This window comes from Parabacteroides chongii (genome assembly GCF_029581355.1).
GTDB lineage: Bacteria > Bacteroidota > Bacteroidia > Bacteroidales > Tannerellaceae > Parabacteroides > Parabacteroides chongii.
This window is the reverse complement of sequence record NZ_CP120849.1, coordinates 5,731,683-5,747,815: the sequence shown is the minus strand read 5'-3', so window position 1 is coordinate 5,747,815 and position 16,133 is coordinate 5,731,683. Positions and strand designations below refer to the sequence as shown.

Here is a 16,133-nt window from a genome sequence, read left to right as displayed (position 1 = left end):
TTATTCATTTATTGTATCGTTAACCGCCTCTTCCTTTTCCTTGTTTCCCGGAGCCTGTATGAACAGGCAGACAGAGCCGAGCAACAGCATCAGAATGCCGGCGTATACTACCGGAAGCCACGGATCGCGAACCAGTTCAAAGACGCTGACAGTGCTCCACTTCCCTTTCGTCTCGTCATAGCTCAGCTGGTAAATCTTCCATCCGGCTATGCTGAAAGGCTTGTTGACTTCGATAAGCGCATCTGCCTGCTCCTTGTCCTGCGTATAGACGGAAACTTCAGACGCAAAGCGTTTCGGCTCCCGCCCCGGCATCACCAGGCTGATCTCGTCGTTCAGCTGTAAGGAGACGTACGGGAACATGAAACTGCCGCAACTCACCCAACCGCTCTTCTCCGCACCATCCTTCTTATTACGAACCTTGACAAAGACGGCGGAAGTCGCCCCTTCAGAATGGAACTCGACAAAGTTTACCGTATCTTTCCCATGAACACAGGCTGCCATCGGAAGCGACCGGATCACTTCCACCTCCCAATCCAGTAAGGAACCCGATAAAGGAGTCTCTTCCACCAATAAGTTTTCAGGATTATTTTCCGGCAACGCATTTCCGGTCGTGTTGTCGATAGCCAGCAACTTCGGAGGGTATTCATCGATCGTAAACGATTTCAGCTCGATCGCCAAAGGTAATTCCTGCATTTCACCGGTTTCATCCGTCGCCCGCCATTCGGGTTGCTCCAGAGGAACCGTCATACGCATGCGCTGCAAATCGCCGTTTCCCAGGATAGCCGCCAGCAGCGTGATGAACAATCCCGCATGATTCAGGATAAAAGGAATGTCTTTCTTTCTGAAATGAGCTATTTTACGAATAGTCACCAACCCCAATACCGAAAGAAAGTAAAGAAACAGCAACATAAAAGGCCACGAGAGCGTCATCTGCATGAAACCCAACCCAGACAGTAGTCCTCCGTGAGTAACCGTTACGGAGGGAGCCGCCTGCCGGGTCAGTCCCATGATGATAACCAAAACCATCCATGCCGTTAAAGACGTAATACTCGCCGTGAGGCTGTAAAACCACTGCAAAGCAGCAGCTTTACGGCTCGCGACATATACCATTATCAAGAAAAACAGGAACAAACCTCCCGTTATAGCGTTCAGGGGATACCGGAAAAGCGTCGGATCAACCTTTCCGGCCGTCAGTTGCAGAACTGCTCCGGTAATGAACAGGCCGATACAGATCGCCCATCCTTCCTTATATCCCCAGGGTTGTCTCCACATATCATTAAATCTTATCAGCCAGACGTTTGTTTGCTTTCGCCTCTTTGATCCATTCCGGAACGACCGTGTTCATGAACTTTTCCTTAGCCTGACGTTCGGCAGCCATATCCAGACCGATATATTGTTGTGCTTTGTCCTTTGTAGAGATGTCCGGCATCGGCACATCATCCGTATAGCCTAACTTCGACAACACTTTCGATACCGCCAGACGAGCCTGCATGGTCTTATCCAAGCCGTTGCCCAAAATACGCTGTATCTCCTGGGGAGCATGGAACGCACCGCCATGAGAAGCAACCCCGAAGTCCCAACGCCATTGTGCCTGGCGGAGCAGTTTCAATACCGGAGCCATCTGATCTTCCGTAGCGCCCTTATCCCAGGCAAATTTAGCTTCGATATGGGCCTTTGCCAGTTCCGTTTCGAGGCGGTTACGCATTTCGTTCGCCTTGTTCTGGCGTTCGTAAACGTTGTTGCGGAGTGTCTCTTCGCTTTCGCGGTGGCAAACCTGACAGGTACGGTCGATCATGGCAAGCGGACTCATAATATGGTGGTCGCTATACTTCACGCCGCCTTCACTCTTATAAGGCATATGGCAGTCGGCACACGAAACGCCGCGCTGTGCATGGATACCCATCATGGATAATTCGTAGTCCGGATGCTGCGCTTTCAATATCGGCGTACGGCTCAATTTATGCGTATAATCTGCAAAACCTTCCTCATCGTAGTAAGCTTCCATATCTTCAACCGTAAAACCTTTGTCCCAGGGGAAAGTCAGATATTTTCCGTCTCCTTTGAAATAGTATTCCACATGGCACTGCGCGCATACCAGCGAGCGCATTTCCTGTTGGGTCGCTTTATTGATGTCGCGTCCCTGACGTTGGAAGGCTTCGATCAAAGCCGGGCGGCTGATATGAAGATTCATGTTCTCCGGCTCATGGCAATCGGCACAACCGATCGGATTCACGATCTCCGTACCCATCGAAGCCCATTTTCCTTTATAAAAATTATCGACGCCGATAGCCTGCATCATACGCGGAACGTCCGGACTTTTACAAGTCCAGCAGGTTGCCGGCTGCGGACCTTCGTCCGGTGTCATCGGAGAACCGACGCGCAAGGTATGGCGCATATCCTCGATCGCATGCATATGACCGCGCGGAGTGGAGTAGTCCTTCGAGAAAGCATATCCCGCCCAGAGGATCACCATTTCGGGACGCGCTTCCAGCACATCGACCATCTGGTTGCCGTTAAACTGGCTCCGGAAACTGGTATCGGCAGTCTGCGTCCATGTTTCATATTCGCGCGGATAGTTCGGAGCGAACTTTTCGTTCACCGCTTCGATCCCTTTGATCTCCACCTTCTTGTTATTCATAACGCTGGCAATTTCAGCCCGTCTCTCGTTGATAGAAGCGGCGAGTACACCCAGTACAAAAACGACGATCATTGTTCCCCCGAACAATAACCAGCCTTGCCATGATTTAAGTTTCTTTTCCATATTCGTTGATTTTTATTTTATTCGTTCTATTTAAGCATCTCTTTCAGCCAGTCCGGCGTGTTGGATTTCGGATAAGGGACGATTGCCGACGGAGTCGACGAAAGACTGTTCGATCCTCCGTGCGGGACCTCCCGGTGACAGTCCCAGCAGGCTTTTCCATCGCCTGCCATTGCCATTTCATGGTCGATGCGACCGGTATTGACAAACTCCGTATTCAGTTGCGTGTGGCAACGGATACAGTTGTTCATAATGACTTCTGCGCTCTCGTCGATGGCCTGAATCACCTGCGGTTCACCGCGCATCATGAATACAGCGGCATGACGCATACCGTCCATTCCTTTGAAGAACCATTTCTTTGCGGCGTTTTCGTGTGGCACATGGCAGTCGTTACAGGTGGCGTTCCGGCTGTGTGAGCTATGGTTCCAGGTGGCATAATAAGGCCCCATGATATGGCAGTTCACACAGGTCGACGGCTCATCGGACAAGTAACTCCAGGCCCTCGATACATAAAATGTATAAAAGCCTAAACCACAGATCGCCCCACTGGCTACAAGCGCAAATAATTTACTCCGCCGGGTAGGAAGAATCCTGTTTATGATCTCTTTTATCTTCATACAGCCTTAATTAAAGTTTAATTGATTACAAATATCTTAATTCGGATACAGGTAAAATGTAATAAATATTACATTGCACGAAAATTATAGGTGAAATGAGGAAAGTTTTATTCATAGCAGTCTCCGCACTGCTGCTTTGCACTTCATGTGTAACGAAAAAGAAATACCTGGAAGCGGAAAACGGTCGTCTCGAAGCCATCGGACGTGCCAACGCATTACAGGAACAACTGGTCGATTGCCGCGATACCGGCGACAAACTGAACGAGCGCCTTGCCGCCCTCCAGCGCGACACGGCACGCCTGGGCAGCAACATCCGTAATTACCAGACCATGCTCAGCTCGAACATGACGCAACAGGAGAAACTGAACAGCCTCCTCAGCCAGAAGATGGAAGAGCTGAACGAACGTGAACGGACGATCAACGAACTGCAGGACATGATCAACGCCCAGAACGAGAAAGTCCGCAACCTGCTGAACAGTGTGAAGGATGCCCTGCTGGGCTTCAGCAGCGACGAACTGACGGTAACCGAAAAAGACGGCAAGGTATATGTCGCCATGTCCGACAAGCTGTTGTTCGAATCGGGCAGCGCGCGCGTGGATAAACGGGGGAAAGAAGCATTGGCGAAGCTGGCGGAAGTCCTCAACAAGCAATCGGATATAGACGTATATATCGAAGGGCATACCGACAGCAAGCCGATCAATACGGCACAGTTCAAGGATAACTGGGATTTGAGCGTGATACGTGCGACATCGGTAGTCCGCATCCTGACCAAAGACTATGGCGTGAACCCGTTGCAGATCCAGCCCAGCGGACGCGGCGAATATATGCCGGTTGCCGACAACGAGTCTGCCGAGGGTCGCAGCAAGAACCGCCGTACGGAGATCATCATGGCTCCGAAGCTGGATAAGTTGTATCAGATGCTCCAGTAATATATAATGTAAGAGGATATCTTACCGGACACAGACGGCGCAGAATACGCAAAGGGACGCAGACTTTTTAATAATCAATATAGTCTGCGTCCCTCTGCATTATCAGTACCGTTTGCATCCGATACTTGTTCTTTTATTTATCGATCGAAAAGAAAGTCCATTCCAGCTTGAAAGGAGAGTGGGGATACCAGATATCCGCCTCTTTTCCGTTCTCATCTTTAAAGATATGGACGAGATAGGTATATAATTTCACGTATTTGTGTCCGTCCTTCGTATCTGATATTTGCATGAATCCCTTGCCTTCAAAATCTATGGTTGAATATCCCACGTCGACCTTTTCCTTGGGAAAAACTAATTTATCCATATCATCTTCCATTTCTACCGTAGCCTCATAAGTGCAATAGTAGTAAGATTTATCATATCCCGATTCCTTCGCTACATTTTCCGGCAATTTCCCTTTGACGACTTCTAACGCTTCACATCGGTCGAACCCTTTTACAGCGATGCTATCCTGATCATCCAATGTAAACCGCGTCACCTCCGGCGTAGACAAATAGATTTTTTTCTCATAAGTGAACTTTGTCTTTGAACAGGAGAGCAAAGCGAATACAACCAACAGACTATAAATAAATGATAGATTCTTCATAATTCCTTCTTATTATATTGAATATATTAATACCAGCCTTTCTTATTTTATACCTTTGAAGGCAATGCAATGCCATTCCAAATCAGCAGGGGAGCACGGATACCAGACATCCATCTTTTTGCCATTCTTTTCCTGCGAAATATAGATCAGATAGGTATTCATAATCAAATAATCACCCGCGTTGCTGCCATCTCCTATGATGCTTGAAACTCCGTGCTGATCCAGCTCTTGAGTCGTATATCCGAGTTTAGTATCCGGATCTGCGGAACTGGTTATAAAATCATCCTCTTTCATTTCCACCTTAGCGGTGACTGCACATATATAATATACGTAAGATTTATCATATCCCGAATCTTTCACGACATTATCGGGCAGCATGCCTTTATGTTCATCCCTCATAGCCCAGTTATTAAACCCTTTTACAACGATGCTATCTCTTTTTTCCAGTGAATATCGGGTTATTTCCGGTTCCGACTGATACAAATAAACCTGCCCCTTAAACCCAACTTCCATCTTCGTACACGATGCGAAAGCCAACATCAGCAACAGGCAACACACAAACATTTGATTTTTCATATAATTCTCTCTATTTAAGTATTCTGCCTATAAAAACGACAGCCCATGTTTGTTATTGCCTGAATGAATATATATAAATTATTGTGTAAGTCGATAATAAAAAATCGGTAAGCCTGTATTTTGAATGAATCCGGTTATTTTACATGACTTTTTTAATGTGTTTTTTCTTATTGTAAAAAATGATATATTGGGATAATATATTTTATGAAATAAAACCGTGTTAAATAAGCTCTTTTTAAGTAGTTTCTAGGCTATGATAAACAATTGATAAAAGTGTTAAATATTAATGACTAATTTAATCGATCCTTTTTTTTTGTCATTTGCAAAGGTATGACTTTTAGTGAATAAAAAAAATAATTTCAAACAATAAATCAATAAAAGCCTTGAATTACATATGTTTTATTTGTTGTTTTCTTTATAAATACAATATCTAAATAAACTTTAAATTATGACTAGCTAAAAGGATCGTTTTTTCTAGTCATATAATTGTTCTTGAATATAGTTAAAAAATTAACAGACTCTCTATTTGGGTCAAAACTAATATATAATATACATGAAACAACAGCTATCAGATCATCCTCCGAATGTCTATATACAACGGGATAATCAAGAAAGATAAAAATCTTAATTTAAAAATATTCCATCAGTTAGATTAAGTCTGTTTATTTGACTAAACCTGTTTATCGAAAGACAAAACAGGTAAAAAGTTCCCCCGATAAACGTATCGAAGGTCCTTGACAACATAAAAAAACGTTCGATATTAATATCGGGGGATTTTTACAGCTGAATAAATGTTTCGATAATTGTATCGAATTTATTTTATGACAGACAAAGTCATTCGATAAGCATATCGGAGTATAAAACAGAATATGGGATTAAAAAAAATACATAACTCAATTTTAAATTGCAAATTCAATTCATAAACACTTGAACCTATGGTAAAAATACAAACGTTTGGAACGAAAACCAGATTAAAAAACAACGAAAGCCTTACTTTTGGTAGGGAGATAGAAACAGCTATTGAAACTATTGGTGCCAAGAGTATCGGAATTGAAGATATATTTCCTGAATATAAGGAGAAGTTGCAGATATTCGATGACAGTATAGTCAATATCAGTAAAAGTCCCTATACCGATCAGATGAATGAAGCGAACAAACTGCGTGGAGACTACCATGTTGCCATTATCGTAGAGATGAAGAATGCTATGAGGCATTACGATAAAGATAAATTAGCAGCTGCTAAACGGATAAAGACACTTTCTGATACATTCATAGGGGCACAAAGACGCTCTTTTGATGACCAGACAAGTTTTATTAATAATTTTCTGCAGGCATTGGCTTCCGATCAATACAAGGAGGATGCCACTTTATTAGGACTCGATCCCTGGATCACTGAACTTAAAAAGGTGAACGAACTTTGTTCGAATCTAACATTGAAACGGACAAAAGAACGTTCAGAGAAATCCGTCAAAGGAAATACCGAAATGACACGTCCTGTCTTTGAGAAAGCATATGCTGCTATAGTAGAAAAACTCAATGCACTGGCAATGATAAACGGCGATGAAAAATATGCTGAACTCTTTGCATGGTGGAACTCACGTATTGATCATTATCGTGTAGTGATCTCTAATAGCTTAGGTGCAGGTATGGGAGGTAAAACGAGTATTGGAATAACATACCCGTCGAAACCGACTAAAGAGGATCCGGAAGACCGGCCTGTAATAGAATAAGAATAAAGATAAAATTAGACGGGATATCTGATATATAAGTTATGAAACATAATACTAGTAATAACCTCACTCATAAAGATTTTGTGATTTATATGCTGCTTATGCTTACTATGCTGTTATGTAATTCCGGTAAGCTGCATGCAGGAAATCTATTTCCTACAGATATCCCGTTTTTTATGGAAGGAGACTTGAATCTCCTTAAATATACGATGTCATTCATCATCTGCGGGAATATTCTGCATTATCATTGGTTTTGGATGTTGCTCTGCGCTATTCTGCTTTTCATCATATTGATTTTATCGATATTAGTGTACATACGGCGTATCAAGTCAAAGATGAAAGCACGCGAATTCAAGCTGCTTTTAAAATATCGCAATTTATTTAATAATATGCCTGTTCCTTATGTGCGAAACAAGATATTAGATAATAACGGTTCGGAAGATATAGAAGTGTTGGATGTAAATAAGGCTTTCAGTGAAAAAATAATTCCAGATGAACAGATTTTACATAAAAAACGAAAAGACATTGAAGCAACGGAAATCGGTTCGCTTGACAGATATATAGAAATATCTAGGCAGGTACTTGATACAAGGGAACCTTATGAGTATGAATATCAAATTGGCAATTATTTTTTTACTATTGTAATCATGCCCTCGGAAGAACCGGATGTTACTGATGTGTTCTTTGTCGATATTACGAAAATAAAGAAGTTTCAAAAAAATCTGGAGATATTTAATCATAAACTGTCCATTGCTATTGATGCTGCCAATATGATTTATTGGCATTATAACATTCAGAATGATATTTTTATATCAGAATCAGTCAATATGAATAATGATTCCTCTTTGGGAATGACTCATTTGGATTGGATAAAGAATAAGGTTCTTTCATTGGAGGACGGTTTACTGGCTGTGCATTCGGATTTTCGTGAATCGGTACGGGAGTTGTTTTTCCGTCTGATATCTGGTGAAGTATCTAAAGGTCATATCGAATATCAGTTAAGTAGTTTACGGCTTTCAGATGAAGAAGAGGAAGCGTGGGAAGAATTGCTTGCCGAAGCGGAGCATGGTCCGGATGGGAGAGTGATTGCGTTGGTAGGTGTTTTCTTGCCAATCACGGAACGAAAAAAGTTAGAGAAGGAGTTGCGCAGAACACGGGATAAGGCGGAAGAAGCGAATAAGTTGAAAACAGCGTTCCTTGCGAATATAAGCCATGAGATACGAACACCGCTGAATGCCATCATAGGCTTTTCTGGTTTGCTTCCTATGGCTGAATCACAGGAGGAGATGGATGAGTATGTTGGAATTATTGAAAGCAACAATTCCCTTTTATTACAACTAGTCAATGATATTCTTGACTTGGCGAATATAGAGTCGGGGACGTTTGACTTTTCAGAATCTGACTTTTCGGTCAACTCTATGCTCGATGAAATCGTACATGCGGCATATTTCAGAAATAAAAAAGAAGAGATACAGATTGTTTGTAATAAAGGCTTGCCGGAATGTATGATCCGGACTGCTAAGAACCGTCTGATGCAAGTAATAATAAACCTAATGAATAATGCGCTGAAATTTACGGAGAAAGGAACGGTTTCAGTCGGATATGAATATCTCAAAGAAGAGAAGCAATTAAGGTTTTTTGTAAAGGATACGGGGATCGGAATACCAATAGACCAGTTAGATAAGGTCTTTGAACGTTTTGTGAAATTAAATACCTTTATTCAAGGTAGCGGACTAGGGTTAAGTATTTGTGAAATAATTGTTCATATGTTAGGTGGTGAGATATGGGTAGAATCGGAGATCGGTAAAGGAACAATTTTTTTATTTACCTTACCCATACAATACCAAATAAGATAAATTTTTTAGATTTAGATAAGAGACCGTGAGGTTTCACGCACTCCCCTGTCGCGAGATACGGGAATCTTTTATTTCATAGGTGTACCAAAAGATTGTAAATCCGGAATTAATGCTTTGATTTTAAATATAACGTATTTTTAATTGATAGTTTCGGACGAGGATCTTTTTGGTACACCTTTTTTCTTTTTATCAAATATTTCTGCTTCTCTGGAGGGATTTTCATCTTTCCGTTTTAATATGTTTTTCCGTTTTGGTAGGCTGACCCTTTCAAAATGGTAGGGTTATATTTCTATCTCCTAACCCTCGTTTTTAAGATAAGTATCTCTGTATTAAATATTCACGTGATAATCTTCCTTTTTTGGCACGCCTTTGGCATATAGTAGGGCGAAACGATTAGTATTAACGATTAAATAACAAAGGTATGTTAGAAAATGAGATTGTATCATTGATTTTTGTATGCGGAGTAGGGAGTCTCTGCTATTGGTTCTTTTTCAAGTGTGTAGATTGGTTCGAAAAGATTTAAAGAAAGGAGAGAAGATATGTTTATCGCATTGTTTATACTCTGTCTCGTGATCTTCGGGTATCTGATGTATGTATTGGTGAAACCCGAAAAGTTTTAAACAAATAATGAGAATGAAAAGATGAATACGGAATTAGTAGGTAGCATCACGCAAATAGTATTGATGATCGTCCTGGCGTATCCGCTGGGAATGTACATCGCAAAAGTATATAAAGGAGAGAAGACCTGGCTGGACTTCATGGCTCCGGTGGAACGTTTTATTTTCAGACTGTGCGGCATCGACCCGAATGTGGAGATGAGTTGGAAAAGTTTCCTGAAAGCACTTCTGACAATCAATCTCTTTTGGTTTTTTTGGGGAGTCCTGCTCTTATATTTCCAGCAGTATCTGCCGCTGAACCCCGACGGTAACGCAGGACAGTCGTCGCATCTGTCGTTCAACACCTGCATCAGCTTTATGGTGAACTGTAACTTGCAGCATTACAGCGGCGAGAGCGGGTTGACCTATTTTACACAATTGTTCGTGATCATGCTGTTCCAGTTTATTACAGCGGCAACCGGTATGGCGGCGCTGGCGGGTGTCTTCAAGGCAATGGCATCGAAAACGACACAGACGATCGGTAACTTCTGGAATCTGTTGATGAAAAGCTGTACCCGTATCCTGTTACCGCTTGCCCTGATCGTTGGCTGTATCCTGATCGTGGAAGGTACGCCGATGGGATTTGACGGAAAGATGAAGTTGACGACACTGGAAGGTACCGAACAAATGGTTTCGCAGGGTCCGGCTGCCGCTATCATACCGATCAAACAGTTGGGGACGAACGGAGGCGGTTACTTCGGAGTCAATTCATCGCATCCGCTGGAAAATCCGACATACCTGACCAATATGGTCGAATGCTGGGCAATCCTTGTCTTGCCGATGGCGATGGTCTTTGCATTGGGATTCTACCTGAAACGGAAGAAACTGGCTTATTCGATCTTCGGAGTGATGCTGTTTGCCTATTTGGCGAGCGTCGCGATCAATACGCACTATGAGATGAAGGGAAACCCGATGATCTCGGAGATGGGAATCGACCAGCATGCGGGAGCGATGGAAGGAAAAGAGACGCGGCTCGGAGCGGCAGCCACTGCACTGTGGAGTTGTACGACGACGGTGACCTCCAACGGGTCGGTGAACGGTATGCACGACAGCACGATGCCTTTGTCGGGAATGATGGAGATGCTGAACATGCAGATCAATACCTGGTTTGGCGGCGTGGGTGTAGGATTCATGAATTATTACGCATTCCTGATCATTGCCGTCTTCATCAGCGGTTTGATGGTAGGGCGTACGCCGGAGTTCCTGGGTAAAAAAGTGGAGGCGCGCGAGATGAAGATAGCAACGATCGTGGCGTTGGCGCATCCGTTCGTGATATTAATCGGTACGGCGGTGGCTTGCTACTATTGGGTATATAACCCGGATTTTGTGGAGGCGGAAGGCGGTTGGCTGAACAATCCGGGGTTCCACGGTTTCAGTGAGATGCTTTACGAATATACATCGTCTTCAGCGAATAACGGTTCCGGTTTTGAAGGACTGGGCGATAATACTTACTTCTGGAACTTTACGACCGGTCTGGCTCTGATCATCAGCCGTTATCTTCCGATCGTGGGGCAGGTTGCCATTGCAGGACTGCTGGCTCAGAAGAAATATATACCGGAAAGTGCAGGGACATTAAAGACGGATACGGCGACATTTGCCGTGATGACATTCAGTGTGATCTTTATCGTAGCCGCTTTGTCTTTCTTCCCTGCACTGACGCTGGGACCGATTGCGGAGTATTTCTCGATTTACAGATAACAATTGATAGGTGTAATATTCATATCGATATACGAAAAGAATAAATAATATGAAAGATAAAAAAGCTGCTTCCTTATTTCCTAAGGAGCTTGTTATAGAAAGTTTTAAACAATCGTTCGTGAAGCTCGACCCGCGTACGATGTTCCGGAATCCGATCATGTTCATCGTAGAGATCGTGACGTTCGTAATGCTTCTTGTTACCCTTTGGGCCGCCGTGACAGGCGATCATACACAAGGTTCGTTCGGATATAACATATTGGTATTCATTGTGTTGTTTGTCACCTTGCTCTTTGCCAACTTCGCCGAAGCCATCGCCGAAGCCCGTGGCAAAGCGCAGGCAGACAGTTTACGGAAAACCCGTGAGGAAACACCTGCCAAGCTGGTCGGAGCCAATGAAAGCATTACGACGGTAAGCAGTTCGCAGCTGAAGAAAGGCGATATCTTTATCTGCGAGGCAGGCGATACGATCCCGTCCGACGGCGAGATCATCGAAGGGCTGGCATCTATCGACGAGAGTGCCATTACAGGTGAGTCCGCTCCGGTGATCCGGGAAGCGGGCGGCGATAAAAGTTCGGTGACGGGGGGTACGAAAGTTTTGTCCGACCAGATACGGGTGAGAGTGACGACGCAGCCGGGAGAGAGCTTCCTGGATAAGATGATTGCCCTTGTCGAGGGTGCGTCCCGCAAGAAAACACCGAATGAGATTGCGTTGACGATCTTATTGGCAGGTTTTACACTGGTGTTTGTGGTAGTTTGCGGTACCTTGAAACCGATGGCGGATTATTCGAATACGCAGATCACGATCGCAGCCTTCATCTCTTTATTCGTTTGTCTGATACCGACTACGATCGGGGGACTGCTTTCAGCGATCGGTATCGCTGGTATGGACCGGGCGTTGCGTGCAAATGTAATCACCAAGTCGGGTAAGGCTGTGGAGACGGCAGGCGATATCGATACCCTGCTGCTCGACAAGACGGGAACGATCACGATTGGTAACCGGAAGGCTACGCAGTTTTATCCGGTGACATGGATCGACGAACATTCATTTGTGCAGGCTTGCCTGCTGGCGTCCTTGTCCGACGAAACTCCGGAAGGTAAATCGATTGTAGAGTTGGGACGCGAAAAGGGTGTCCGCATCCGCGACCTGAGTACTTCGGGTTCACGCATGATCAAATTTACAGCGGAGACAAAATGTTCGGGTGTCGACCTGAAAGACGGTACGCGTATCCGTAAAGGTGCTTTCGATGCCATCCGTAAGATGAGCGAGGCGGCAGGAAACAAGTATCCGCAGGAAGTAGCCGAACTGGTGGAGAAAATATCGGGTAACGGAGGTACGCCGCTGGTCGTTTCGCAGGATGATTTCATTATCGGTGTGATCGAATTGCAGGATATCATCAAGCCGGGTATCCAGGAACGTTTTGAACGCCTACGCAAGATGGGGGTAAAAACGGTTATGGTAACGGGAGATAACCCTTTGACAGCTAAATATATTGCAGAAAAGGCAGGCGTGGACGATTATATTGCCGAAGCAAAGCCGGAAGATAAGATGAACTACATCAAGAAGGAGCAGGAAGCCGGAAAATTGGTCGCCATGATGGGTGACGGTACGAATGACGCTCCCGCACTGGCACAGGCGAATGTCGGCGTTGCGATGAACAGTGGTACGCAGGCAGCGAAGGAGGCTGGCAACATGGTGGATCTTGATAATGACCCGACAAAGCTGATCGAGATCGTGGAAATCGGTAAGCAGTTGCTGATGACACGCGGTACGTTGACTACATTCAGTATCGCAAACGATGTCGCCAAGTATTTTGCGATCGTACCGGCTTTGTTCATGGTGGCAATCCCGCAGTTGGCTGCACTGAACATTATGCATCTGCATAGTCCGGAGAGTGCCATCCTGAGCGCGGTTATTTTCAACGCGATCATCATCCCTATCCTGATACCGCTGGCTTTACGCGGGGTCGCTTACAAGCCGATCGGTGCTTCTGCTTTGCTTCGTCGCAACCTGTTGATATATGGGGTGGGTGGTGTAGTCGCTCCCTTTGTCGGCATCAAGCTGATCGATATAGTAGTTAGTCTTTTTATGTAACGCAGTAATAATTTTAAAATAACGAATAATATGATATCGACTCTTTTTAAATCATTTAAACTGACCGTAGCATTCTGTATTTTATTCAGTGTGTGCTACATCTTCATCCTGTGGATTTTTGCACAGGTCGCTGGACCGAACAAAGGAAATGCAGATGTTGTCGAATTGAACGGCAAGATCGTGGGTGCCGCAAACATCGGCCAGACCTTCACGCAGGACATTTACTTTTGGGGGCGTCCCTCCTGTGCGGGCGACGGCTATGATGCTTCCTCTTCCGGCGGCAGTAACAAAGGCCCTTCCAACGAAGAATACCTTGCCGAAGTAGAATCCCGCATCGACACCTTCCTGGTGCACCATCCTTATCTGAAACGTGGGGAAGTCCCTGCCGAGATGGTCACCGCCAGCGGTTCCGGACTCGATCCCGATATTTCTCCGAAAGCCGCATACGTGCAGGTACAACGGGTAGCGGCAGCACGCGGCCTTTCTCCTGAAAAAGTGATGGCTTTGGTGAATGCCAATACGGAAGGACCCCTGTTAGGTTTATTCGGTCCTGAAAAGGTCAATGTCCTGAAACTGAATGTCGCTTTGGAGAAAGCGGCAATGAATAAATAACCGGAATAAAACAGATGACAATAACAACTTGAATATATAAGAATATGAAATCTATCGTTAAAAATATCACATTAGCCTCTCTGATCTTCTCTTTATCTTCCTTTACTGCCTTGAAAGCGGAGGAAAACGAAAGCCCCGTAAACTTCACTGTCCAGGGTGACCTCGTGAGTTCTTATATTTGGAGAGGCTTCTACCAAACGGGAGCAAGTTTTCAACCGACACTGGCATTCAGTGCCGGAGGCTTCTCCCTGACAGCATGGGGATCGACCGATTTCGACGGTTACAAATCCTCGGAAGGTGCCGCCAACAAAGAGATCGACCTCACCGCCGCCTATACCTTTGGAAACTCCGGTCTGACCCTCTCCATCGCCGACCTTTGGTGGGCAGGTCAAGGTGCGAACAAGTACTTCAACTTCAAAAGCCATGAAACGGCACATCATTTTGAAGCGGGCGTAGCCTATACGCTTCCGGTTGAGAAACTTCCTCTCTCGATCGCCTGGTACACTATGTTCGCCGGACAGGATAAGGATGCCGACGGCAATCAAAATTATTCATCTTATGTCGAATTGAACTATCCTTTCTCTGTAAAAATGGTCGATTTGAATCTGACCTGCGGTTTCCTTCCCTATACCTCTTACGGCGTATATACCGGCACGAAGACCAACGATGGATTTGCTGTTACCAACGTCGCGCTCAAAGGAAGTACGGCAATAAAGTTCAGCGATTCATTCTCTTTGCCTATATTTGCGCAGGCTATTTGGAATCCTCGTATGGAAGACGCTCATTTAGTGTTTGGAATATCGTTAAGACCGTGGTAATCTGAAACAGGAACTCATGGACAGAGAACAAAGCGTACAACACTTTTTAGATTTGCTGAAAAAGTCCCGTCGCGGCAATTTCAAGATCTACATCGGTATGATCGCCGGTGTAGGCAAGACATACCGCATGCTGCAGGAGGCGCACGAATTGCTTCGTAGCGGAATAGACGTGCAGGTCGGCTATGTGGAAACCCACGGCAGGACTGAAACGGAGGCGTTGGTAGAAGGTTTACCTTTGATACCGCGCCGCCGGTCGTTTTACAAGGGGAAGGAAGTGGAGGAGATGGATTTGCAGGCAATCCTGAATATCCATCCGGAGGTCGTGATCGTGGACGAACTGGCACATACCAATATCGATGGAAGCAAGAACGAAAAGCGTTGGCAGGATGTGACGGATATTTTAGAAGCAGGTATCAGCGTGATTACGGCAGTAAATATCCAGCATCTGGAAGGTCTGAACGAAGATGTGCAGGATATCACCGGCATCGAGATCAAAGAACGCATCCCCGATAGTGTCCTGGAGCAGGCGGATGAGGTCGTGAATATCGACCTGACAGCCGATGAACTGGTGAAACGCTTGAAAGCGGGCAAGATATACAAGCCGGAAAAGATTTCGACGGCACTGAACAACTTCTTTAAATCCGAAAACATCCTCCAGTTACGCGAACTGGCCTTGAAGGAGGTTGCCCTCCGTGTCGAGAAGAAGGTGGAGAGCGCTGTCCCGGTCAATACCGGTGTCCGCCACGAGAAGTTCCTGGCCTGCATCAGCAGTAATGAAAAGACGCCGAGGAAAGTGATTCGCAAGGCGGCGCGGCTGGCTACCCGCTACAACACGAAGTTCTTTGTCCTTTACGTGCAAACGCCGCGCGAAAGTATCGAGCGCATTCCGCTGGCAAACCAGCGTTATCTGTCCAACCATTTCAAACTGGCGGCAGAGTTGGGAGGCGAGGTGATGCAGGTCCAGTCGAAAAGTATCCCCGACAGCATTATCGAGGTATGCCGCGAAAAGCAGATCACGACCGTCTGTATCGGAAAGCCTGTTTTTACGCTCACTTCCGTCCTTCGCGCTTGTTTCCAGTACCGGAAATTGCTGAATAGCTTGTCACAAATGAATATTGACCTGATAATATTGGCATAACATGTTA

The 16,133-nt window shown here is 45.1% G+C and carries 14 protein-coding genes; 9 read left to right on the top strand and 5 right to left on the bottom strand.

The window, feature by feature from the left end:
- The 3 genes from P3L47_RS22145 to nrfH are packed head-to-tail and all read right to left on the bottom strand — an operon-like array spanning position 1 to position 3,375.
- Positions 1-1,272, bottom strand: coding sequence for a cytochrome c biogenesis ResB family protein (locus P3L47_RS22145; RefSeq protein WP_277782152.1), 1,272 nt, complete (start codon positions 1,270-1,272; stop codon positions 1-3).
- Positions 1,273-1,276: 4 nt separating this feature from the next.
- Positions 1,277-2,761: an ammonia-forming cytochrome c nitrite reductase gene (gene nrfA, locus P3L47_RS22140; RefSeq protein WP_277782151.1), complete on the bottom strand. Its 1,485-nt coding sequence runs from the start codon at positions 2,759-2,761 to the stop codon at positions 1,277-1,279.
- Positions 2,762-2,787: 26 nt separating this feature from the next.
- Complete coding sequence (gene nrfH, locus P3L47_RS22135) at positions 2,788-3,375, bottom strand: cytochrome c nitrite reductase small subunit (protein ID WP_277782150.1); 588 nt, start codon at positions 3,373-3,375, stop codon at positions 2,788-2,790.
- Positions 3,376-3,470: 95 nt separating this feature from the next.
- On the opposite strand from nrfH, the gene P3L47_RS22130 reads away from it, so the two are divergent.
- Entirely contained in the window at positions 3,471-4,304 is an 834-nt protein-coding gene (locus P3L47_RS22130) for an OmpA/MotB family protein (protein WP_122363294.1), read from the top strand.
- Positions 4,305-4,437: 133 nt separating this feature from the next.
- On the opposite strand, the gene P3L47_RS22125 is transcribed toward P3L47_RS22130, so the two are convergent.
- Positions 4,438-4,950 (bottom strand): hypothetical protein, encoded by a 513-nt coding sequence (locus P3L47_RS22125; protein WP_277782149.1) that lies wholly within the window; start codon positions 4,948-4,950, stop codon positions 4,438-4,440.
- Between the two features lie 42 nt (positions 4,951-4,992).
- Positions 4,993-5,526 (bottom strand): hypothetical protein, encoded by a 534-nt coding sequence (locus P3L47_RS22120; protein ID WP_277782148.1) that lies wholly within the window; start codon positions 5,524-5,526, stop codon positions 4,993-4,995.
- 935 nt (positions 5,527-6,461) lie between these two features.
- Between P3L47_RS22120 and P3L47_RS22115 the strand changes: the two genes are divergently transcribed.
- The 8 genes from P3L47_RS22115 to P3L47_RS22085 all read left to right on the top strand — a co-directional run bounded on the left by P3L47_RS22115 (position 6,462) and on the right by P3L47_RS22085 (position 16,126).
- Positions 6,462-7,256: a DUF6261 family protein gene (locus P3L47_RS22115; RefSeq protein WP_277782147.1), complete on the top strand. Its 795-nt coding sequence runs from the start codon at positions 6,462-6,464 to the stop codon at positions 7,254-7,256.
- 335 nt (positions 7,257-7,591) lie between these two features.
- The gene (locus P3L47_RS22110; RefSeq protein WP_277782146.1) at positions 7,592-9,112 is read left to right on the top strand and encodes a PAS domain-containing sensor histidine kinase; all 1,521 of its coding nucleotides are present in this window, start codon (positions 7,592-7,594) and stop codon (positions 9,110-9,112) included.
- Positions 9,113-9,651: 539 nt separating this feature from the next.
- Positions 9,652-9,732 carry a potassium-transporting ATPase subunit F gene (locus P3L47_RS23810; RefSeq protein WP_122357294.1) on the top strand — a complete coding sequence of 27 codons (81 nt, stop codon included), beginning with the start codon at positions 9,652-9,654 and terminating at the stop codon, positions 9,730-9,732.
- A gap of 21 nt (positions 9,733-9,753) precedes the next feature.
- Positions 9,754-11,466 (top strand): potassium-transporting ATPase subunit KdpA, encoded by a 1,713-nt coding sequence (kdpA, locus tag P3L47_RS22105; protein ID WP_277782145.1) that lies wholly within the window; start codon positions 9,754-9,756, stop codon positions 11,464-11,466.
- Positions 11,467-11,515: 49 nt separating this feature from the next.
- A complete protein-coding gene (gene kdpB, locus P3L47_RS22100) occupies positions 11,516-13,558 on the top strand; it encodes a potassium-transporting ATPase subunit KdpB (RefSeq protein WP_277782144.1) in 2,043 nt (680 codons plus the stop codon).
- A 30-nt stretch (positions 13,559-13,588) separates the two neighbouring features.
- Positions 13,589-14,170: a K(+)-transporting ATPase subunit C gene (locus tag P3L47_RS22095; RefSeq protein WP_277782143.1), complete on the top strand. Its 582-nt coding sequence runs from the start codon at positions 13,589-13,591 to the stop codon at positions 14,168-14,170.
- A gap of 44 nt (positions 14,171-14,214) precedes the next feature.
- The gene (locus P3L47_RS22090) at positions 14,215-14,988 is read left to right on the top strand and encodes a TorF family putative porin (RefSeq protein WP_122357298.1); all 774 of its coding nucleotides are present in this window, start codon (positions 14,215-14,217) and stop codon (positions 14,986-14,988) included.
- Between the two features lie 16 nt (positions 14,989-15,004).
- Positions 15,005-16,126, top strand: coding sequence for a sensor protein KdpD (locus tag P3L47_RS22085; protein ID WP_277782142.1), 1,122 nt, complete (start codon positions 15,005-15,007; stop codon positions 16,124-16,126).
- Positions 16,127-16,133: the final 7 nt, after the last annotated feature.